At 57.2% G+C, this 21,204-nt stretch carries 16 protein-coding genes; 13 read left to right on the top strand and 3 right to left on the bottom strand.

Annotated features, from left to right (window positions below; genetic code table 11):
• Positions 1-332 precede the first annotated feature (332 nt).
• From cadB to HMPREF1144_RS09400, 5 genes are all read left to right on the top strand, one after another.
• Positions 333-1,670, top strand: coding sequence for a cadaverine/lysine antiporter (gene cadB, locus HMPREF1144_RS09420; protein ID WP_004848490.1), 1,338 nt, complete (start codon positions 333-335; stop codon positions 1,668-1,670).
• Between the two features lie 81 nt (positions 1,671-1,751).
• Entirely contained in the window at positions 1,752-3,899 is a 2,148-nt protein-coding gene (gene cadA / locus HMPREF1144_RS09415) for a lysine decarboxylase CadA (protein WP_009652676.1), read from the top strand.
• A 59-nt stretch (positions 3,900-3,958) separates the two neighbouring features.
• Complete coding sequence (gene dtpD, locus HMPREF1144_RS09410) at positions 3,959-5,434, top strand: dipeptide permease DtpD (protein WP_009652662.1); 1,476 nt, start codon at positions 3,959-3,961, stop codon at positions 5,432-5,434.
• A 341-nt stretch (positions 5,435-5,775) separates the two neighbouring features.
• Positions 5,776-7,293: a lysine--tRNA ligase gene (gene lysS / locus HMPREF1144_RS09405; protein WP_004848495.1), complete on the top strand. Its 1,518-nt coding sequence runs from the start codon at positions 5,776-5,778 to the stop codon at positions 7,291-7,293.
• Between the two features lie 151 nt (positions 7,294-7,444).
• Positions 7,445-7,858, top strand: a complete 414-nt coding sequence (locus HMPREF1144_RS09400) for a hypothetical protein (protein ID WP_009652640.1) — start codon at positions 7,445-7,447, stop codon at positions 7,856-7,858.
• 155 nt (positions 7,859-8,013) lie between these two features.
• On the opposite strand, the gene HMPREF1144_RS09395 is transcribed toward HMPREF1144_RS09400, so the two are convergent.
• On the bottom strand, positions 8,014-8,886 hold the full coding sequence (locus HMPREF1144_RS09395) for an extended-spectrum class A beta-lactamase OXY-5-2 (protein WP_009652647.1): 873 nt from the start codon (positions 8,884-8,886) through the stop codon (positions 8,014-8,016).
• Between the two features lie 162 nt (positions 8,887-9,048).
• On the opposite strand from HMPREF1144_RS09395, the gene HMPREF1144_RS09390 reads away from it, so the two are divergent.
• The gene (locus HMPREF1144_RS09390; RefSeq protein WP_009652614.1) at positions 9,049-10,080 is read left to right on the top strand and encodes a Gfo/Idh/MocA family protein; all 1,032 of its coding nucleotides are present in this window, start codon (positions 9,049-9,051) and stop codon (positions 10,078-10,080) included.
• 39 nt (positions 10,081-10,119) lie between these two features.
• Here the strand turns inward: HMPREF1144_RS09390 and HMPREF1144_RS09385 are convergent, their stop codons facing one another.
• Complete coding sequence (locus HMPREF1144_RS09385; protein ID WP_004848503.1) at positions 10,120-11,127, bottom strand: Gfo/Idh/MocA family oxidoreductase; 1,008 nt, start codon at positions 11,125-11,127, stop codon at positions 10,120-10,122.
• Between the two features lie 98 nt (positions 11,128-11,225).
• On the opposite strand from HMPREF1144_RS09385, the gene HMPREF1144_RS09380 reads away from it, so the two are divergent.
• From HMPREF1144_RS09380 to licT, 7 genes are all read left to right on the top strand, one after another.
• Entirely contained in the window at positions 11,226-12,245 is a 1,020-nt protein-coding gene (locus tag HMPREF1144_RS09380) for a LacI family DNA-binding transcriptional regulator (RefSeq protein ID WP_042927422.1), read from the top strand.
• Between the two features lie 448 nt (positions 12,246-12,693).
• Positions 12,694-13,617: a sugar ABC transporter substrate-binding protein gene (locus tag HMPREF1144_RS09375; protein WP_004848507.1), complete on the top strand. Its 924-nt coding sequence runs from the start codon at positions 12,694-12,696 to the stop codon at positions 13,615-13,617.
• 24 nt (positions 13,618-13,641) lie between these two features.
• The gene (locus HMPREF1144_RS09370) at positions 13,642-15,126 is read left to right on the top strand and encodes a sugar ABC transporter ATP-binding protein (protein ID WP_004848509.1); all 1,485 of its coding nucleotides are present in this window, start codon (positions 13,642-13,644) and stop codon (positions 15,124-15,126) included.
• Between the two features lie 19 nt (positions 15,127-15,145).
• Positions 15,146-16,168: an ABC transporter permease gene (locus tag HMPREF1144_RS09365; RefSeq protein ID WP_170873311.1), complete on the top strand. Its 1,023-nt coding sequence runs from the start codon at positions 15,146-15,148 to the stop codon at positions 16,166-16,168.
• Positions 16,169-16,421: 253 nt separating this feature from the next.
• Complete coding sequence (locus tag HMPREF1144_RS09360) at positions 16,422-18,302, top strand: beta-glucoside-specific PTS transporter subunit IIABC (RefSeq protein WP_009652642.1); 1,881 nt, start codon at positions 16,422-16,424, stop codon at positions 18,300-18,302.
• Positions 18,299-19,723, top strand: a complete 1,425-nt coding sequence (locus HMPREF1144_RS09355; RefSeq protein ID WP_004848515.1) for a glycoside hydrolase family 1 protein — start codon at positions 18,299-18,301, stop codon at positions 19,721-19,723. The genes HMPREF1144_RS09360 and HMPREF1144_RS09355 overlap by 4 nt, the downstream gene beginning before the upstream one ends.
• Positions 19,720-20,559: a BglG family transcription antiterminator LicT gene (gene licT / locus HMPREF1144_RS09350; RefSeq protein WP_009652630.1), complete on the top strand. Its 840-nt coding sequence runs from the start codon at positions 19,720-19,722 to the stop codon at positions 20,557-20,559. The genes HMPREF1144_RS09355 and licT overlap by 4 nt, the downstream gene beginning before the upstream one ends.
• A 1-nt stretch (position 20,560) precedes the next feature.
• On the opposite strand, the gene HMPREF1144_RS09345 is transcribed toward licT, so the two are convergent.
• Positions 20,561-21,204, bottom strand: a 644-nt coding sequence (locus HMPREF1144_RS09345) for a substrate-binding domain-containing protein (RefSeq protein ID WP_009652663.1), incomplete at its 5' end; no start/stop codon positions are given.

Genomic DNA, 21,204 nt, shown 5'->3' with positions numbered 1-21,204 from the left:
TGATGAGGTTAAAATTATGTTTCTCATGAGCGTCTCTGTTGTTATATTTTATATCCTTTCCCTGCTTGTTTTTAACACATCTTCAACACGAAATTGTGTTGTTAACTTCATGTAATTTATTAATATTTATCTTTTCCTGACCTCAATATGTCATCCTGATATGTTGCGTGAAAAAGGTCAAAATATCATTTGTCTGATGTTTGCAGTTATTTCACTTTATCTTTAGGACTTATCTCGTACTAATCCGTAATCTTGTTGGCAGTTGGTCGGGTCAATAAAAGGTTCATCATCATGATCTGTACCTCCCAAATAAACTTAGGAGAAAAGCAAACATGAGTTCTGCCAAGAAGATCGGGCTATTTGCCTGTACCGGCGTAGTCGCCGGTAATATGATGGGGAGCGGTATTGCATTATTACCTGCAAACCTCGCTAGCATCGGTGGTATTGCCATCTGGGGTTGGGTGATTTCTATTATTGGCGCGATGTCTCTGGCTTATGTTTATGCCCGGCTGGCGACCAAGAATCCGCAGCAGGGTGGCCCAATTGCCTACGCCGGTGAAATATCCCCTGCGTTCGGTTTCCAGACCGGCGTGCTTTATTATCATGCCAACTGGATCGGTAACCTGGCAATCGGTATTACCGCCGTCTCTTATTTATCAACATTCTTCCCAATTTTAAATAACCCGGTGCCTGCAGGTATTGCCTGTATCGCCATCGTATGGATATTCACCTTCGTGAATATGCTCGGCGGGACCTGGGTGAGCCGCCTGACAACAATTGGCCTGGTACTGGTACTTATTCCGGTGGTCATGACCGCGGTGGTCGGCTGGCACTGGTTTGATGCCGCAACCTATCAGGCAAACTGGAACACCTCCAGCACCACTGACAGCCACGCGGTAATCAAAAGTATCCTGCTCTGCCTGTGGGCCTTTGTTGGGGTAGAATCTGCCGCCGTAAGTACCGGAATGGTGAAAAACCCGAAACGCACCGTGCCGCTGGCCACCATGCTGGGCACCGCGATGGCCGGTATCGTCTACATCGCCGCGACCCAGGTGATTGCGGGTATGTATCCTGCCTCTCAGATGGCCGCATCCGGTGCGCCGTTTGCAGTGAGCGCCTCCACCATTCTCGGCGGCTGGGCTGCGCCGATGGTTTCCGCCTTCACCGCCTTTGCCTGCCTGACTTCGCTGGGTTCGTGGATGATGCTGGTGGGTCAGGCTGGCGTACGTGCCGCCAATGACGGTAACTTCCCGAAAGTGTATGGCGAACTCGACAGCAACGGTATTCCGAAAAAAGGCCTGCTGCTGGCCGCGGTGAAAATGACCGCGCTGATGGTGCTGATTACCCTGATGAACTCTACCGGCGGCAAAGCGTCTGACCTGTTCGGTGAGCTGACCGGTATCGCGGTACTGCTGACCATGCTGCCTTACTTCTACTCTTGCGTTGACCTGATTCGCTTCGAAGGCATCAATGTACGCAACTTCGTCAGCCTGATTTGCTCCGTACTCGGCTGCGCGTTCTGCTTCATCGCCCTGATGGGGGCAAGCTCCTTCGAACTGGCCGGTACCTTTATCGTCAGCCTGATTATCCTGATGTTCTACGGTCGCAAAATGCACCAGCGCCAGAACAACGACAACTCCGCTGATAGCAGTACCGCCAGCGCGCATTAATCAGCAACCCTATTCCTGAGGCTCCTTCCATCACCTGTCACGACGTGGCGGGAGGGGCTTTCTTTATCTGGAGATTTGACTATGAACGTTATCGCAATCATGAATCACATGGGTGTCTACTTCAAAGAAGAACCCATCCGTGAACTGCATCGCGCCCTCGAACGCCTGGACTTCCGTATTGTCTACCCGAACGACCGTGAAGACTTATTAAAACTTATCGAAAACAATGCGCGTCTGTGCGGCGTGATCTTCGACTGGGATAAATACAATCTCGAACTGTGCGAAGACATCAGCAAAATGAACGAATACATGCCGCTGTACGCCTTTGCGAACACTTACTCAACGCTGGACGTGAGCCTCAACGATCTGCGCATGCAGGTTCGCTTCTTCGAATATGCGCTGGGCGCAGCGGAAGATATTGCCAACAAAATCAAACAGAATACCGACGAGTATATCGACACCATTCTGCCGCCGCTGACCAAAGCGCTGTTTAAATACGTGCGCGAAGGCAAATACACCTTCTGTACCCCAGGCCACATGGGTGGTACCGCGTTCCAGAAAAGCCCGGTCGGCAGCATCTTCTACGATTTCTTTGGTTCCAATACCATGAAATCCGATATCTCGATTTCGGTTTCTGAGCTCGGTTCTCTGCTGGACCACAGCGGCCCGCACAAAGAAGCAGAAGAGTACATCGCCCGCGTCTTCAACGCGGAACGCAGCTACATGGTGACCAACGGGACCTCTACCGCCAACAAAATTGTCGGCATGTATTCCGCCCCGGCGGGTAGCACCGTGCTGATTGACCGTAACTGCCATAAATCGCTGACCCATCTGATGATGATGAGCGACATTACGCCAATCTACTTCCGCCCGACCCGCAACGCCTACGGTATCCTCGGCGGTATCCCGCAGAGTGAATTCCAGCATGCGACCATCGCGAAGCGCGTGAAAGAAACCCCGAACGCGACCTGGCCGGTGCACGCGGTTATCACCAACTCCACCTATGACGGTCTGCTGTACAACACGGACTACATCAAGAAAACCCTGGATGTGAAATCCATCCACTTTGACTCCGCGTGGGTGCCTTACACCAACTTCTCGCCGATTTATGAAGGCAAATGCGGGATGAGCGGCGGCCGCGTCGAAGGGAAAGTGATTTACGAAACCCAGTCCACCCACAAACTGCTGGCGGCGTTCTCTCAGGCCTCGATGATTCACGTTAAAGGCGACGTGAACGAAGAAACCTTTAACGAAGCCTACATGATGCACACCACCACTTCTCCGCACTACGGCGTGGTGGCCTCGACGGAAACCGCGGCGGCGATGATGAAAGGCAACGCCGGTAAGCGCCTGATTGACGGCTCTATCGAACGTTCAATCAAGTTCCGTAAAGAGATTAAACGCCTGAAAGGCGAGTCCGACGGCTGGTTCTTCGACGTCTGGCAGCCGGAACATATCGATGGTCCTGAATGCTGGCCGCTGCGCTCCGACAGCGCGTGGCACGGTTTCAAAAACATCGATAACGAGCACATGTACCTCGACCCGATTAAAGTCACGCTGCTGACTCCGGGGATGAAGAAAGACGGCACCATGGATGAGTTCGGTATTCCGGCGAGCATTGTGGCGAAGTATCTTGACGAGCACGGTATCGTGGTCGAAAAAACCGGTCCGTACAACCTGCTGTTCCTGTTCAGTATCGGTATCGACAAAACCAAAGCGCTGAGCCTGCTGCGTGCGCTGACCGATTTCAAACGCGCGTTCGACCTGAACCTGCGGGTGAAAAACATGCTGCCGTCGCTGTATCGTGAAGATCCGGAATTCTACGAAAACATGCGCGTTCAGGAACTGGCGCAGAACATTCATAAACTGATTGAGCACCACAACCTGCCGGACCTGATGTTCCGCGCGTTCGAAGTGCTGCCGACCATGATGATCACGCCGTACGCCGCGTTCCAGAAAGAGCTGCACGGTCAGACCGAAGAGGTGTATCTCGAAGAGATGGTGGGCCGCGTCAACGCCAATATGATCCTGCCGTATCCTCCGGGAGTGCCTCTGGTCATGCCGGGTGAAATGATCACCGAAGAGAGCCGTCCGGTGCTGGAATTCCTGCAGATGCTGTGCGAAATCGGCGCCCACTATCCGGGCTTCGAAACCGATATCCACGGCGCCTATCGTCAGGCGGATGGTCGTTACACCGTTAAAGTGCTGAAAGAAGAAAATAACAAATAATCGATGCACAACAGGGAAGTGGCTTGCCACTTCCCTTTTTCACGCTGCAAGGAGAACACATGAAAACACCCTCACAGCCGCGCGCGATTTATTACATCGTTGCGATCCAAATCTGGGAATATTTCAGCTTTTACGGCATGCGTGCCTTACTCATCCTCTATCTCACCCATCAGCTCGGCTTTGATGACAGCCACGCTATCAGCCTGTTCAGCGCCTACGCCTCCCTGGTGTACGTCACTCCTATTCTCGGCGGCTGGCTTGCCGACCGCCTGCTCGGCAACCGTACGGCGGTGATTGCCGGCGCGCTGTTAATGACGCTTGGCCACGTGGTGCTGGGCGTCGAATCCGATTCCACCTGGAGCCTGTACCTCGCGCTGGCGATCATTATCTGCGGCTACGGCCTGTTCAAATCCAACATCAGCTGCCTGCTGGGCGAGCTCTACGCCGTTGACGACCCTCGCCGCGACGGCGGTTTTTCGCTGCTGTACGCCGCCGGTAACGTTGGCTCCATCGCCGCGCCTATCGCCTGCGGGCTGGCGGCGCAGTGGTACGGCTGGCATATCGGCTTTGCGCTGGCGGGAATCGGCATGTTTGTCGGCCTGATGATTTTCCTCAGCGGTAGCCGCTACTTCCGCCACGCGCGCGGCGTCGATAAACAGGCGCTGCGGGCGGTAAAGTTTGCGCTGCCGACCTGGGGCTGGCTGGTGGTGATGCTCTGCGTTGCGCCGGTGTTTTTCACGCTGCTGCTGGAGAATAACTGGTCCGGCTACCTGCTGGCGATCGTGTGCGTGTTCGCCGCCCAGATGGTGGCGCGCATTATGGTCAAATCGCCGGAACATCGCCGCGCGCTGTGGCAAATCGTTCTGCTGATGCTGACCGGGACTCTGTTCTGGGTTCTGGCGCAGCAGGGCGGGAGTTCGATCAGCCTGTTCATCGACCACTTTGTTAACCGTCGCCTGCTGAATATTGAGGTGCCAACCGCGCTGTTCCAGTCGGTTAACGCCGTGGCGGTGATGGCGGCGGGCGTCGTGCTGGCGTGGCTGATGCGGCCGGAAGGCGCGACCCGCTCGGCGCTGCGCGTGTGGCTGAAGTTCGCCTTTGGCCTGGTGCTGATGGGCTGCGGCTTTATGCTGCTGGCGCTTAATGCGCGCCACGGCGCGGCGGAAGGGCAGGCATCAATGGGCATGATGGTGGCCGGCCTGGCGCTGATGGGTTTTGCCGAACTGTTTATCGACCCGGTAGCGATGGCGCAGATCACCCGCCTCAATATGCCCGGCGTCACCGGGGTACTGACCGGGATTTATATGCTGGCGACCGGCGCGGTAGCCAACTGGCTGGCGGGCGTGGTGGCGCAGCAGACCACCGAGTCGCAGATCAGCGATACGGCGATTGCCGCGTATCAGCACTTCTTTGCCCAGATGGGCGAATGGACGCTGGGCTGCGTGGCGGTGATTGTCGTCGTCGCCTTCGCCGCCGCGTTTAGCGTCGGCAAACGCCGCGCGGCCGCCGGTGAACTTCCCGGCGGCGGCGCCTAGCCCCGTCTGGCGTCAGGTCCGGCTTACCGGGGCTACAAAATCGTGCTGGCTGGTAGTCCGGCTAAGGCGTTGACGCCGCGAGCCGGGGATCGGTAACCCCAACAGTGGAGCGACAAGCCGCTCCTTGCACCGTTTACTGAACAGGAGGAGGATATTCTGGCAGGCGCGGAAGCCGAAGATAAAAAACTGTTACTGAAGCGATGGCTGAGCGAAATCAGCCGGAATTGAAGCCAGGCTCCTTAAGATTGTTCTTTGGCGTCGACGCCGGAACAGGCCGCGCTGGAGAGTGACCTGGTTCAATTATCGAAGCAAGTTTGCAAGCAGGGTTATGAGGAACCAACATGTCTGAACAACAAGCACAAGGTGCCGATGAGGCAATTGACCTTAATAATGAACTGAAAACCCGTCGTGAAAAACTGGCCGCGCTGCGCGAGCAGGGCGTGGCGTTCCCGAACGATTTTCGCCGTGACCACACTTCTGACCAGCTCCATGCGGAATTTGATGGTAAGGAAAACGACGAGCTCACCTCTCTGAACGTCGAGGTCGCCGTGGCTGGCCGCATGATGACCCGCCGGATTATGGGGAAAGCCTCTTTCGTCACCTTACAGGACGTCGGCGGCCGCATTCAGCTGTACGTCGCGCGCGACGATCTGGCGGAAGGCGTCTACAACGAACAGTTTAAGAAATGGGATCTTGGCGACATCATCGCCGCCCGCGGTAAGCTGTTTAAAACCCAGACCGGCGAACTCTCCATTCACTGCACCGAGCTGCGCCTGCTGACCAAGGCATTGCGCCCGCTGCCGGACAAGTTTCACGGCCTGCAGGATCAGGAGGCGCGCTATCGTCAGCGCTATCTGGATCTGATCTCCAACGAAGAGTCGCGCCACACCTTCAAGGTGCGTTCGCAGATCCTCGCCACCATGCGTCAGTTCATGGTCGCGCGCGGCTTTATGGAAGTCGAAACTCCGATGATGCAGGTGATCCCCGGCGGCGCCTCCGCGCGTCCGTTTATCACCCATCACAACGCGCTCGATCTGGATATGTATCTGCGCATCGCGCCGGAGCTGTATCTGAAACGGCTGGTGGTCGGCGGCTTTGAACGGGTGTTCGAAATCAACCGTAACTTCCGTAACGAAGGCATCTCCGTGCGCCACAACCCTGAGTTCACCATGATGGAACTCTATATGGCGTATGCGGATTACAAAGATCTGATCGAACTGACCGAATCTCTGTTCCGCACGCTGGCGCAGACCGTGCTGGGGAAAACCGAAGTCCCGTACGGCGACCAGGTGTTCGACTTCGGCAAGCCGTTTGAAAAACTGACCATGCGCGAAGCGATCAAAAAATACCGTCCGGAAACCGAGATGGCGGATCTGGATAACTTTGAGGCGGCAAAAGCGCTGGCGGAATCCATCGGTATTCACGTTGAGAAGAGCTGGGGGCTGGGGCGTATCGTCACCGAGATTTTCGACGAAGTAGCGGAAGCCCATCTGATCCAGCCAACCTTTATCACCGAGTATCCGGCGGAGGTTTCGCCGCTGGCGCGCCGTAACGACGTGAACCCGGAAATCACCGATCGCTTCGAGTTCTTTATCGGCGGGCGTGAAATCGGCAACGGCTTTAGCGAGCTGAACGACGCGGAAGACCAGGCCCAGCGTTTCCAGGATCAGGTCAACGCCAAAGCGGCGGGGGATGATGAAGCGATGTTCTACGACGAAGACTACGTCACCGCGCTGGAATATGGCCTGCCGCCGACGGCCGGCCTGGGCATCGGTATCGACCGCATGGTGATGCTGTTTACCAACAGCCATACCATTCGCGACGTGATTCTGTTCCCGGCAATGCGTCCGCAGAAGTAAATCCCGCTAAAACCAGGTCCCTCGTTTCTCTGAACCGGGGGGCCTTTATTTCGACGTGTTTAATTCCGACGAGTAATAATTGCGAATCAGCTTACTCCGGACACCTTATGTGCTATAACAGCGCGCATAAAAAACATAAGGTGTTAATTAAATGAAAAAAATAAAATTAATTGTTGGTGGCGTGATCTGTGCAAGTTATTTATTTACGTCAGTGTTATCAATGGCAAGTGATAATATCAACAACCATAGCGTTCATTTTGATAAAGGCAGCAACGGCACGATAATAAAAAGCACCGTGACCGGTGACGGTGTTAACGACTATACGCTGGAGGCGAAAGCGGGCCAGATGATGCATATCAATATGAACAGCCAGCGGCCGCATCCTTATTTCAATGTTATCGCTCCTGATAATAATTCGATTTTTAACGGTTCTCTGAGCGGTGATACCTTTGAGCAACGTCTGATGAGCAGCGGTAAATATACGGTGCGGGTTTATCAGATGGGCGGCGCGCGCGATGAAAGGAAAACCAGCGCTTACGCGCTGAAGTTTAAAATTACCGACTAATATTTGGCGGCTGTCTATTCAGGCTGTCCCGGAGGCGGCGCGCTGAGCCTGTCCGGGCTACCGGCCCGCAGACGGCGGGGAACCCGTAGCCCGGTCAGCGCAGCGCCACCGGGGAAACAAAGCGCAGAGTGTTGCAGAACGGGCCTGTTCCCGGGTTAAAGCCCTTCGGTGACGATTTTTGCCGCCGCGGCTAACACCTCTTTGCGGCTTTTCGCATCCTGCTGCGGCTGGGTAAAATAGGTCACCAGCACCAGCGGGGCATGATTTTCCGGCCAGATCACCGCGATATCGTTGGTGGTGCCGTAATCTCCGGCGCCGGTTTTATCCCCGACCGCCCAGCTTGCGGGCAGGCCTGCGCGAATGCTTTGCCCGCCGGTGGTATTGCCTTTTAGCCACGTCACTAACTGGGCGCGCTGCTGTTCGCCCAGCGCATTGCCCAGCGTCAGCTTGCGCAGGCTTTCGGCCATCGCCAACGGGGTGGTGGTATCGCGCTTATCGCCGGGAATCGCGCTGTTCAGCGCCGGCTCCATGCGATCGAGACGAAAAGTAACGTCACCGATACTCAGGGCGAATGCGGTGACTTTTTCCGGCCCGCCAAGGTAACCGATAATCTTATTCATCGCGGTATTGTCGCTGTACTGCAGCGCCGCCGCGCTGAGTTCCGCCAGGGTCATTCCGCTTTGCAGATGTTTTTCGGTAATCGGGCTCCAGACTACTAAATCCGCTTTTTTAATCTCCAGCCTTTTATTCACTACCTCTGGATTGCTTTCGCTCTGTTTTAACACCGCGGCGGCGGCCATCACTTTACCGGTGCTGCACATGGCAAACCGTTCATCGCCGCGATAGAGGGTTTGCGAATCATCTGCCGTGTTAATCAGCGCTACGCCCAGCCGACCGCCGGAACGTTTTTCTAAATCAGCCAGCTTTTGCTGGATAGCATCGGCACTGGCCCATAATGAACCGCTCGCCAGCAGCAGCGGAACGGCGGCGGCCATCAGGGCGGTTTTACGCCACGAACTTTTCAACATTTCAGACTCCTTGATAGTGATGAGCTGCCCGGACTATCCGCGACTCCCGCGCTTTTGACAAGCACTATGTCGATGATGGAATTCCATCATAAATTCGTTATTCGTCCTCCTCTGCGCCTGCTTATAGTGTCCCTCCCCGGCAAAATAAAATCAGGAGCCGCTATGTTCCCGTCACAGTTACCAAAACCGCGCCATCCCGCCGCCTCGGCGATCCCCTCGCTGCGTTGGGCCATTATTGGCCCCGGCTGGATTGCCGAGCGCTTTGTGAAATCGTTAAAAGAGTTCAGCCGCCAGCAGGTGGTTGCCGTCTCCTCGCGCACGCAGCAAAAAGCCGACGATTTCGCCGCCCGCTGGGGGATCCCGCAGGCTTATGATCAGGTGGATGAGATGCTGGCGCGAGCGGATATTGATGCGGTTTACGTTGCCACGCCGCATAACCACCACTTTCCCGACGGGCTGCGGGTGCTGCAGGCGGGCAAACATGCGCTGATTGAAAAGCCGTTTGCGCTGAACCGGCGGGAAGGCGCGGCGCTGAAAGCGGAGGCCATGAAGCAGGGGACGCTGGCGATGGAAGCGATGTGGTGCGACTACGCACCGAAGTATGACGTGATTCGCCAGCTGCTGGAGGACGGCGTGCTGGGCGATCTGCACACGCTGCTCGCCGATCACGGCGAGTTCTTTACTCCGGATCATCGCATTTTTAATGCCGATCTCGCCGGCGGGCCGATGATGGATCTCGGCAGCTATCTGACCTCATTCTGCGTGATGGTCGGCGGCGTGCCGCAGGACATTATCGCCCGCGGGCGTCCCGCCCAAAGAGGCGTCAACGGGCAGATTTCGATGCTGTTTAACTGGGAAAACGGCTTACAGGGATTGCTCAATACCACCCTGTTCAGCAACACGCCGGGCGGCGCGGTGGTGGCGGGGCGCGATGCGACCCTTACCCTCGACGGGCAGTTCTACGCGCCGGGGAATTTTACCCTCGCCGCCAGCCAGGGCGGGCAGATGCTGCGCTGGGAGGAGCCGCGAAACCGCTACGACCAGCTGTTTTATCAGGCCGAGCATTTTGCCTGGTGCGTCGGTCAGGGGCTGACGGACTCGCCGATCCGCCCGCTGGCCAGGGTACTGGAAAACCTGAGCGTGATGGATGAAGTGCGGCGGCAGATTGGCGTGGTATTTAACGAAGAGCGCTAAGTGAAGTGGCCCCGTATGCCGACCGCATACGGGGCTTTTTTACGCCAGCGTTTCGACGCTGACAAATTGTCCCTGCTGCAGCGAGAGCACAGCGGCTTCGGCGATGGCCTGCGCCCGCAGGCCGTCCAGCAGCCCCGGCAGGTCCGCCACCTCTTCTCCGCCTAGCGAGCGGACAAAAGCATCCAGATGCGCGTAGTACGACCCCTCGACGCGGCTGAACCAGTCCGGGTAGAGGCCGGGCTGAATGCGGCGCTCTCCCTGCCACAGCGTGACGCCGCGCGTTGTCTGGCTGCCGGACTCCAGTACGCCATCCGGGCCAAGCAGGCTAATGCGCTCATCGTAGCCGTGGCCGGTGCGCCGGGTGTTGTCCAGCTGCGCAAGCGCGCCGCCGCGCATCCGCAGCATCAGAATGGAAGTATCGACATCGTCGAATTCAGCAATTTCCGCCAGCGCCAGCGCATCCCCCATGGCGGCGACGGTTGTCACTTCATCGCCGGTAAGAAAACGCAGCAGATCGAAAAAGTGGATCGCCTGGTCGCGCATCTGGCCGCCGGAGCTGCGCAGATATTCCAGCGGCGGCATAATCGATGCCCGACACACCATCTGCACCAGTTCGATTTTGCCAATCACCCTGGCCTCGACCTGGCGGCGCAGCTGCTGGTGGCTGGCGTCAAAGCGGCGGTTAAAGCCAACGGTCACAGGTACCCCTAGCGGCAGTACTTTCTCGACGACCTCGCGGGCGCGGGCGAGCGAAAGATCGATTGGCTTTTCGCAGTAGATCGCTTTCCCGGCGCGGGCGGCGGCCTCCAGCAGCGCTGCGTGTGAAGGGGTCGAGCTGGCGATCAGTACCGCGTCAATGGCGTCGCTGTTGATGGCCTCGGCGACGGTTACCGCCCGCGCGCCGTAGCGGGAAGCCAGCGCTTTCGCCCGCTCGGGGTCGGCGTCAGCCACCATGGACAGAACGGTTCGCTCATGGCGAGCGAGGCTGGCGGCGTGAACCTGGCCGATAAAACCGCTGCCCAACAAGGCAAAACGAATGCAGGTCATTTTTTCTCCAGAAAGAGGGATTCAGCGTTGCCAAAGTAATCCGTTTGCTACACTGACCGACACAGGCGTTTTGATGGATTTCCATCATGGGGGAAACGATGAAAAGCATGTCGCTGGAGGCGCTGGCTAAACGGATTGGCGTGGGGGTAGCAACCGTTGACCGGGTGCTTAACGAACGCGGCGGCGTGTCGCCGGAAACCACGCGCAGGGTGCTGCAGGCCGCGCGGGAAGCCGGGCTGAAGCGCATTCTGCCGGAAGAGCGCCGTCTCCCGTGGCAAATAGAAGTGTTTCTCAGCGGTAACGATTCGCGCTTTTTCACCCGCCTGACGCAGGATTTCGCCGACGTGGCGGATAGCCTTGGCTATCGCCGACTGACGCTGCACCGTACGCTGGTGGCGGAGTCCGCGCCGGAAAAGCTGGCGAAAAACCTTATCCGTAGCAGCAAAAAGCGCCATGCGCTGATTGTCTTTGGCAACGAACATCCGCTGGTCTACGAGGCTTTGCGCCAGTGCCGCGAGGCGAACGTGCCGGTGATTACGCTGGTTACCGATCTGCCCGACGCGCAAAGGCTCTGCCACGTCGGCATCGATCAGCAGCAGGCCGGCCGCACCGCGGGCAGGATGATGGGGTTAATGGCGCACCGGGCTGGAGAAGTGCTGATGCTCAGCGGACGCCAGGACTTCAGCGCTCATCGCTTGCGTATTCAGGGATTCCGCGAGGTGATAACCCAGCGCTTTCCGCATCTGCAGCTGGGCGAGGTGCTGGCGGGGGAGGACAACCGGCAGCGGATCGACCGCGTGCTGGAAGAGGCCCTGCGCCGCAACCGCGACGTGGTGGGCATCTACAATACCGGGCTGGGCAACACGCAGGTGGCGCAGGCGCTGGCTCGCCACCGCCGCTACGGCGAGTGCTGCTGGATGACCCATGAGCGCTACAGCACCACCCGTGAACAGCTGGCCCTGGGGGGAATGACGCTGACGATCGATCAAAACCCGCGCCAGCATGCCCGTCTGGCGGTGGAGCTGGCCCTGCGCCATCTGGAAACCGGCTATCAGCCGCATCTCTTCAGCGACGGCAAGGTTGAATTTATCCTTTACAGCGCTGAAAACGTCGACTGAGCGCCGCCGTCTGCGGAGCGACATCCCCTTTTACAGCGTATCTCCTGTCTCGTTTTAAACCGCTGCCGCTATCGGCGCGCCGCGCGGCAAACCGTCGCCTGCCTCTCATTTTTTGCGCATTTATGCGTCAATGTTAGATGTGTGTCAAAGTTCTGTTAACACGCAGTTTTAAAATTTTCATTTCAGTTATTTACTTATAAAAGTTTCATATGTGTTGTTAATGAAATAAATGGTCTGGAATTTTTCTTCCGCTATAAATGGACTAATGTTTCAAAAAACCATTTTAAAACAACTGAATTTTGTGATTTCGATCAACAACAAAAAATGCACCAGCGCGCGGGCTGTTTTTTCAAAAAGCTGGAAAAGCAGGCGCTTAACGCACAATTAATGAAACTATTTTTTCATTTTACCTTACCTAACCGATGTACCTGAAAATAAAGGATCAACGATGAATATTAAGAAAACGGTTGTTGCCTCTTTGATAGCCTGCATGCTGCCAGCGGTCGTGATGGCGAAAGATATTTCGGTCGGTGTTTCCATGGCGCTATTCGATGACAACTTCCTGACGATTCTGCGCACCGCAATGCAAAAAGAGATGCAAAAAGATGGCGTTAAGGCGCAGGTGGAAGATGCCAAAGGCGACGTCTCCCAGCAGCTACAGCAGGTACAGAACTTTATTGGCCAGGGCGTCGACGCGATTATCGTCAACCCGGTCGACACCAACGCGGTCAAACCGATTATGGACCAGGCGACCAAAGCGGGCATTCCGCTGATCTTTGTTAACCGCCGCCCGCAGGCGCAGCTGACCGACAAAATGGCCTACGTTGGCTCCGACTCGGTGCTGGCGGGGCGCTTACAGATGGAAGCGTTAGCCAAAGCGATGAACGGCAAAGGGAACGTCGCCATTCTGCTCGGCGACCTGGCGAATGAATCGACCCGTGACCGCACCAAAGGCGTCGAAGAGGTGGTGGCGAAGTACCCGGATATCAAAATCGTGCAGAAGCAGACCGCGAAATTTACCCGCAACGATGCCGTTGACGTGGTCAGCAACTGGATGACCAGCGGCGAAGACATTCAGGCCATCGCCTCCAACAACGATGAAATGGCCATCGGCGCGCTGCAGGCGCTGGGTAAAAACCCGAACCATATCCTGATTGCCGGGGTGGACGGGACGCCCGATGCCCTGCAAATGCTCAAAAACGGCAAGATGATCGCCACAATTTTCCAGGATGCCAAGGGGCAGGGCGAAGGTGCGGTGGATGCCGCCATTAAGCTGGCCAACGGCGAGAAAGTAGAAAAGATCATCGATGTCCCTTACCAGCTGATCACCAAAGACAACATGGCTGAGTTCGTCAATCGCAACCAGAAATAGTCGCTCAGGGTACGGAGGTGAAGTATGAACGCTTTTGCACTTGAAGCCGAAGGGATCAGCAAATTCTTCCCCGGCGTGAAGGCGCTCGACAACGTCTCATTACGCGTGCGCCCGGGGACGGTGCACGCGCTGATGGGCGAAAACGGCGCCGGAAAGTCCACGCTGATGAAATGCCTTATCGGGATCTACCGTCCCGATAAGGGCGCGATCCGCGTTAAAGGGGAGCCGGTCCAGTTTCAGGATACGATGGACGCGCTGCGCGCCGGGATCTCGATGATCCACCAGGAGCTGAATCTGGTGCCGCATATGACGGTGGCGGAAAATATCTGGCTCGGCCGCGAGCCGATGAAATACGGTTTTGTCGATCATCGCCAGCTTGCCCGCCAGACTCAGGATCTGCTGGATAAACTCAATATCCGGCTATCCGCCGACCGGCTGGTGGGGGAGTTAAGTATCGCCTCCCAGCAGATGGTGGAAATTGCCAAAGCGGTTTCGTGGAACGCGGATATTGTGATTATGGATGAGCCGACCTCGGCGTTAACCGAAAGCGAAGTGGCGCATCTGTTTACCATTATTCGCGATTTACGCCAGCAGGGAAAAGCCATTATTTATATCAGCCATAAAATGGATGAGATTTTCGCGATTACCGATGAGATCAGCGTATTTCGCGATGGCACCTGGGTCGGCAGTAAACATACCACCGAGTTTACCCGTCAGTCGCTGATCACCCAGATGGTCGGCAGGGAGCTTACCCAGCTCTTTCCCAAGTTCAATAACGCCATTGGCGAAGAGGTGCTGACCGTCCGCAATCTGTCGCGCAAGGGGGTCTTTCACGATATCAACTTTAGCGTACGCCGCGGCGAAATCCTCGGCGTGGCGGGGCTGGTGGGGGCCGGGCGCAGCGAAGTGATGGAGAGCCTGTTCGGCATGGATAAAGCCGATAGCGGCGAAGTGCTGATTGAGGGAGTGCCGGTCACGATTGACTCGCCTTCGACGGCGATTGAAAAAGGGATGGCGCTGCTGACGGAAGACCGCAAAAAGTCCGGACTGTTTCTCGTGCTGTCGGTGCTGGAGAATATGAGCATCGTCAAAATGCCGGAATATATCGGTAAAACCGGCTTTGTTCAGCACCTCAAAATGGCCGAAGACTGCATGGAGCAGATCCGCCGCCTGAATATTAAAACCCCCACCATGGATCAGATTATTAATAACCTCAGCGGCGGTAATCAGCAGAAGGTACTGATTGCCCGCTGGCTGCTGGCCCAGCCGAAAATACTGATTCTCGATGAGCCGACGCGCGGAATCGACGTCGGGGCGAAAGCGGAAATTTACCATCTGATCAGCGAGCTGGCCAACCGCGGCGTGGCGGTGATTATGGTCTCTTCAGAATTGCCTGAGATTCTCGGGATGAGCGATCGGGTGATGGTCATGCATGAAGGGCGTATTACCGGCATCCTCAATAAAGAGGACGCCGACCAGGAAACCATTTTGTCGTTGGCATCCCATTGAGGCACAGAGAATGAGCAATATGAAAATAACGGCGACCCCGATCACTGAGAAACCCTCTTTCTTTGGGCAATTACGCCACCGGCTGCCGAAAGATACCGGGATATTTATCGTCATGCTGGTGATTGCCCTGACGTTTGAAATTGCCGGCTGGTACGTCCGCGACCAGTCCTTTTTATTAAACACCAATCGCCTGATATTAATTGTTTTGCAGGTAGCGATTATCGGTATTATCGCCGTCGGGGTCACCCAGGTCATTATTACCACCGGCATTGACCTCTCCTCCGGCTCAGTGATCGCTCTCGCCGCCGTGGTGGCGGCAAGCCTCGCGCAAACCTCCGATAGCCTGTCGCCGATGTTCCCGTCGCTGGTCAATATGCCGGCGATTATCCCGATTGGCGCCGGCATCGGCGTCGGTCTCCTGTGCGGCTTAACCAACGGCTTTCTGGTGACCCGCACCGGTATCCCGCCGTTTATCGCGACGCTTGGAATGATGGTGTCGGCGCGCGGTCTGGCGCAGTACTACACCCAGGGCAACCCAATCAGCTTCTTATCCGACAGCTTTACCGCCATCGGCCAGGGGGCGATGCCGGTGATTATTTTCTTCGTCGTCGCCGCGGTCTTCCATATCGCCCTGAAGCATACCCGCTACGGTAAATACGTTTACGCTATCGGCGGTAACATGACGTCGGCCAAGGTCTCCGGTATCAACGTGAATAAATACCTGGTGATCGTCTATGCCATCGCCGGGGCGCTCTCCGGCCTCGCGGGCGTGGTGCTGGCGGCGCGCGTCAGCAGCGGGCAGTCGAGCATGGGCATGTCCTACGAACTGGATGCTATCGCCGCGGCGGTTATCGGCGGCAGCAGCCTGATGGGCGGGGTGGGGCGTATCACCGGGACCTTAATCGGCGCGATGATCCTCGGCCTGATTAAAAGCGGGTTTACCTTTGTCGGCGTTGACGCCTACGTGCAGGATATTATCAAAGGCATCATTATCGTCGCGGCAGTGACTATCGATATGCGCCGCAACCGCAAAAAGCATTAATTTTTTATGGCCTGCAGCCGCTATCGCTCTGGGCCATAAATTATTTTAAATAAGAATTTACTTAATCCAGTTCACACTTTTGTTCGGTCGCCATTGTCATTACGCAGGGGCGCTTAGATAATCCGCCGAAATAACCCATTTTTATGATGGCGTGCTACTGCGAAAGCAGGCAAGACCAAAATAGGAATGCTCTCCCGCCAAGGGGAGCGTCTCTGTTTTGGTCTTTTTTTTTGCCCCAACACCAGGGAACACTATGAACTATAACGAAACAGCAGACAAAATCCTCCACGCGGTGGGCGGTGCGGAAAATATCCGCATGCTTACCCATTGCGCGACCCGGCTGCGCATGGAGTTCAACGACCGCGCAAAGGTTAACGATGCGCAGATTGGCTCCCTCCCCGGCGTGATCAGCGTGGTGGAGAAGGGCGGCCAGTTCCAGATTGTGATCGGCAACGAGGTACAGCAGGTTTACCGGCGGCTCAATAAGGCGCTGCCGGAGAAAAAAGGCCCGGCAGGCGGCGATAAAAACGCGAAGCCGGCCGGCATCGTCGCCCGGATTATCAGCGTCATTTCGACCACCTTTACCCCGGTGATCCCGGCGATTACCGGTGCGGGGATGATTAAAGCGCTGTTGGCCATTCTCAAGCTCACGGGGGTGATTAGCGAAACCAGCTCGACGTATCAGCTGCTGAATATTATTGCCGACGCCGCCTTCTTCTTCCTGCCGGTGCTGCTGGCCTACGGCGCGTCGCTGAAGTTTGAATGCAATCCGATTCTGGCGATGACCCTCGCGGGCGTGCTGCTGCATCCGGGCATCGGCCAGATGCTGGCGGCCGGTAAAGCGGTCGATTTTGTCGGCATCAACGTCCTGCTTTCCGATTACGCCGGTTCGGTGCTGCCGATTATTCTGACCGTGTGGCTGATGTCGTGGGTGGAGCGCTTCGCCGAAAAAGTGTCGCCATCGATTATCAAGTTTTTCGTTAAGCCGATGCTGATTCTGCTGATCACCGCGCCGCTGGCGCTGGTGGTGGTCGGCCCGGCGGGCATTTTGCTTAACGATCTGGTCGCCGCCGGGGCGGGCGCTATCGACCGCCACGCCAGCTGGTTAATCCCGATGCTGATGGGCACCCTGCAGCCCTTCCTGATCATCACCGGCACCGCCTGGGCGATGACGCCGATCGCCACCGGTCAGCTGAGTAAAAGCGGTTACGAGATGATTAACGGCCCGGGGATGCTGGCATCAAACGTGGCGATGGGAGCGGCGACGCTGTGCGTGGCGCTGAAAACCAAAAATAGCAACCTGCGCCAGCTGGCCTCTTCGTCGGGCTTTACCGCGCTGCTGGGGATCACCGAACCAGCGCTGTACGGGGTGCTGCTCAAGTTCCGCCGGGTGCTGATTGCCGCGATGATCGGCGGCGGCTGCGCCGGGGTCTACGCCGGGGTGAGCGGGCTGGTGCGCTATGCGTTTGTCTCGCCAGGCCTCGCGGCGCTGCCGGCGTTTATCGGTGAAAACCCGATGAACATCGTCCACGCGCTGGTGACCTGCGCGATTTCCATCGTGGTGACCTTTACATTGACCTGGTTTATCGCTTTTAAAGACGTTCCTGAGGAACAAGACGCGGTGAGCGAGACGCCGCAGCCTGCGGTCAGCCCGACAAGCGATGGGGAGACGGAAGTCTTCAGCCCGCTGCGCGGCCAGGTGGTGGCGCTCAGCGACGTCAACGACGACGTCTTTTCCGACGGCCTGCTGGGCGAGGGGCTGGCGATTCGTCCCGAAGAAGGGGTACTGCGCGCGCCGTTTAGCGGCACGGTAATGATGTTTCTGCCCTCCTGCCACGCCGTTGGCCTGCAGAGCGACAGCGGTCTTGAGCTACTGATCCATATCGGTATCGACACCGTCAATCTTAACGGCCAGCATTTTAGCTCTACGCTGAAGGTGGGTGATAGGGTGGAAGCGGGACAGGCGCTGATCCGCTTTGATATTCCCGCCATCGAACAGGCCGGATACGACCTGATTACCCCGGTGATTGTGGTCAACGGCGACGCGCAGCGCGCTTTGCGCCTCACCGCCGCCGCGCAGGTGGATTACGGCGAACCCCTGATGGTGCAATCCGCTAAGGAGGCGCAGGTATGATTTATCAACAGCAGGCCCGGTTCCCGGACGGTTTTCTGTGGGGCGCGTCCACCTCGGCCTATCAGGTCGAGGGCGCGTGGAATGAAGAGGGTAAAGGCCCCTCGGTGGTCGATATGCTCAGCCATCCGCCGGGAACGGCGGACTTCCGTATCGCCAGCGACCACTATCACCGGGTGGAGGAAGACGTTGCGCTGATGGCGCAGATGGGGCTGAAGGCCTACCGCTTTTCGGTGGCCTGGTCGCGGGTGATACCGGACGGCGACGGCGCGGTGAATCCGCGCGGGCTGGCCTTTTATCACCGCCTGATCGACGCCCTGACGCGCCACGGGATTACCCCCATCGTGACGCTCTACCACTTCGACCTGCCGTGGGCGCTGGAGCGAAAAGGCGGCTGGCTGAACCGCAAAACCGGGGAGGCGTTCGTGCGCTATGCCCGGCTGCTGTTCAGCGAATTTGCCGCCAAAGTTCCGCTCTGGCTGACCATTAACGAACAGAACACCATGATCCTGCATCCCGGCGCGATTGGCGTTCCCGCCGATTGCGAACTGCCGGACAAGAAAGCGCTGTACCAGCAGAATCACCAGATGATGCTGGCCCAGGCGCAGATCTTCGCCCTGTGCCACCGCGAGTTCCCCGGGCTGCGCATCGGCCCGGCGATAAACACCACGTCGATGTACGCCGAAAGCTGTAAACCGGAGGACGCCATCGCCGCGCATAACTGGGAGACGCTGCGCTGCTGGAGCTTTTTGGATGTTGCGGTGCATGGGCGCTACAACGCCCTGGCGTGGGCATATTTACAGGATCGCGGCCTTGCGCCGGAGGTGCAGCCGGAAGATGCGTTGATTTTGCAGCAGGGGAGGCCGGACTTTATTGCTATTAACTACTACTCCACCGCCACCATTGCCGCCAGCCGGGGCGACGGCGGCGACGTTGCGCCCCGCGCCGGGGACCAGCAAATTATGCTGGGCGAAGAGGGGGTTTATCGTCCGGCGGAAAATCCGTGGGTTGGCAAAACCCCCTACGGCTGGGTGGTTGACCCGGTGGGGCTGCGCCTGACGCTGCGTAAAGTGTGCGAACGCTACGGCCTGCCGATCCTGATTAGCGAAAACGGGATGGGCGCGCCGGACAAGCTGGAGCATGACGGGACGGTAAATGACGACTATCGCATCGCCTTCTTACAGGCGCATATCGAGCAAATGCGGCTGGCGATAGCCGACGGCGTCGAGCTGATGGGCTACTGCCCGTGGGCGGCAATTGACGTGGTCAGCACTCACCAGGGATACGCCAAGCGCTACGGTTTTATTTATGTCGATCGCGGCGAGGATGACCTGAAGCGCCTGCAAAGGATCCGCAAACGCAGCTTCTGGTGGTATAAGGATGTCATCGCGCAGAACGGCAACCACGACGAGTCGCAGAGATGATTGTTCAGAAAGTGCTCAATAATAGCCTCGTGCTCTCTACGGATGACGATAACAGGGAGGTTATCGTCATGGGGAAAGGCATTGGTTTCAACAGCAGACCCGGGGACGAGATCGCCCCGGAGAAGATTGAGAAGCTGTTCGTGACCCAGACGCTCGGCGCGCGCAGCGGCTATCTTGAAGCGCTCTCCGCCATTCCGGATGAGGTCATCGAAATGGCGGCGATGATTATTTCCCGCGCCAATCTGCAGCTCGCCGGCAAGGTTCGCGAGCAGATTTTCTTTACCCTCGCCGACCACCTGACCTTTGCCATCGAGCGCAGCCGTAAAGGGATCGCTATTCAAAATCGCCTGCTGCCGGAAGTCAGGCGTTTTTATCCGCAGCAGTTCCGCGTCGCCAGCGAGGCGGTGACGATTATTCGCCAGCAGTACGGGATTGAACTACCGGAGGAGGAAGCCGGGAATATCGCCTTTCATCTGGTAAACGGCCAGAGCGAGGGCGACGACGTGGCGCAGACCATGCAGTCGGTGAAAATGCTGAAGGATATTTTTAATCTCGTGCAGTACCACTTTAAGCAGCAGATAGACACCGAATCGATAAACTACTCGCGCTTTCTGGTCCATATGCAGTTTTTCCTCCAGCGTTTACAAGAGGGAGAACTGGACGACGGGCGGGACAGTTTTCTGCTGGTGCAGGTGATTAAGGCGTATCCGGACGCATACCGCTGCGCGCTGCTAATCCGCGACTACGTCAAAGCCCAGCTCGATATCACCCTCGGCGGTAACGAGCTGCTGTGGCTCACCGTTCATCTGGTACGGATCGCGGGACTGGATGCGTGAATCACCGATGCCGAAACTGCAGCGTCGCCGGCAGGTAGCGCTGTAGCGGCTCGGGCGTATTGCCGTCAATCAGCTGGCTGATTAAATCGTAGCAGTGCCAGGCCAGCTGGCGGTTGTCCTGCTGGACGGTATCAATACGCAGCGACAGCGAATCGTAGAGATAGTGATCGTCAAAACTTGCCAGGTGGATGTCTGAATCCAGCAAATGGTGCTGGCTCATATAGCGCAGCACCCCTTCCAGCAGACCACAGGCGGCGGTAAACAGCGCCTTTGGCGGCCGGCCCAGGCGCGCGCAGAGGGCGGCGAACATCTCATAGCCGGAGCTGGGGTGATAGTTGCCGTTGATGACCCACTCCGGGCGCAGCGCAATGCCCGCCTGAGTCAGACCCTGCGTAAACCCGGCCAGGCGATCGCGAGAGGGCGACAGACGCGGCTGGCCGCCTAAAAACCAGAACTCATCGTGATGCTGAGGCGCGATGCGGGAAATCAGCTCCGCCGTCGGGGTAATCGAATCGGTCATCACCAGCGGCAGCGCGCTTTCAGTAGGACAGCGGTCAAACAGCACCACCGGCAGCTGTTCGCTGAGCTTCAGATAGTCGGCATCGTTGTGCATACAAGAGGCGACGATCAGGCCGTCAACCTGGC

Origin of the sequence: Klebsiella sp. OBRC7 (genome assembly GCF_000293135.1) — a bacterium.
GTDB classification, from domain to species: Bacteria; Pseudomonadota; Gammaproteobacteria; order Enterobacterales; family Enterobacteriaceae; genus Klebsiella; species Klebsiella michiganensis.
This window is presented reverse-complemented; position numbering and strand designations above follow the sequence as displayed.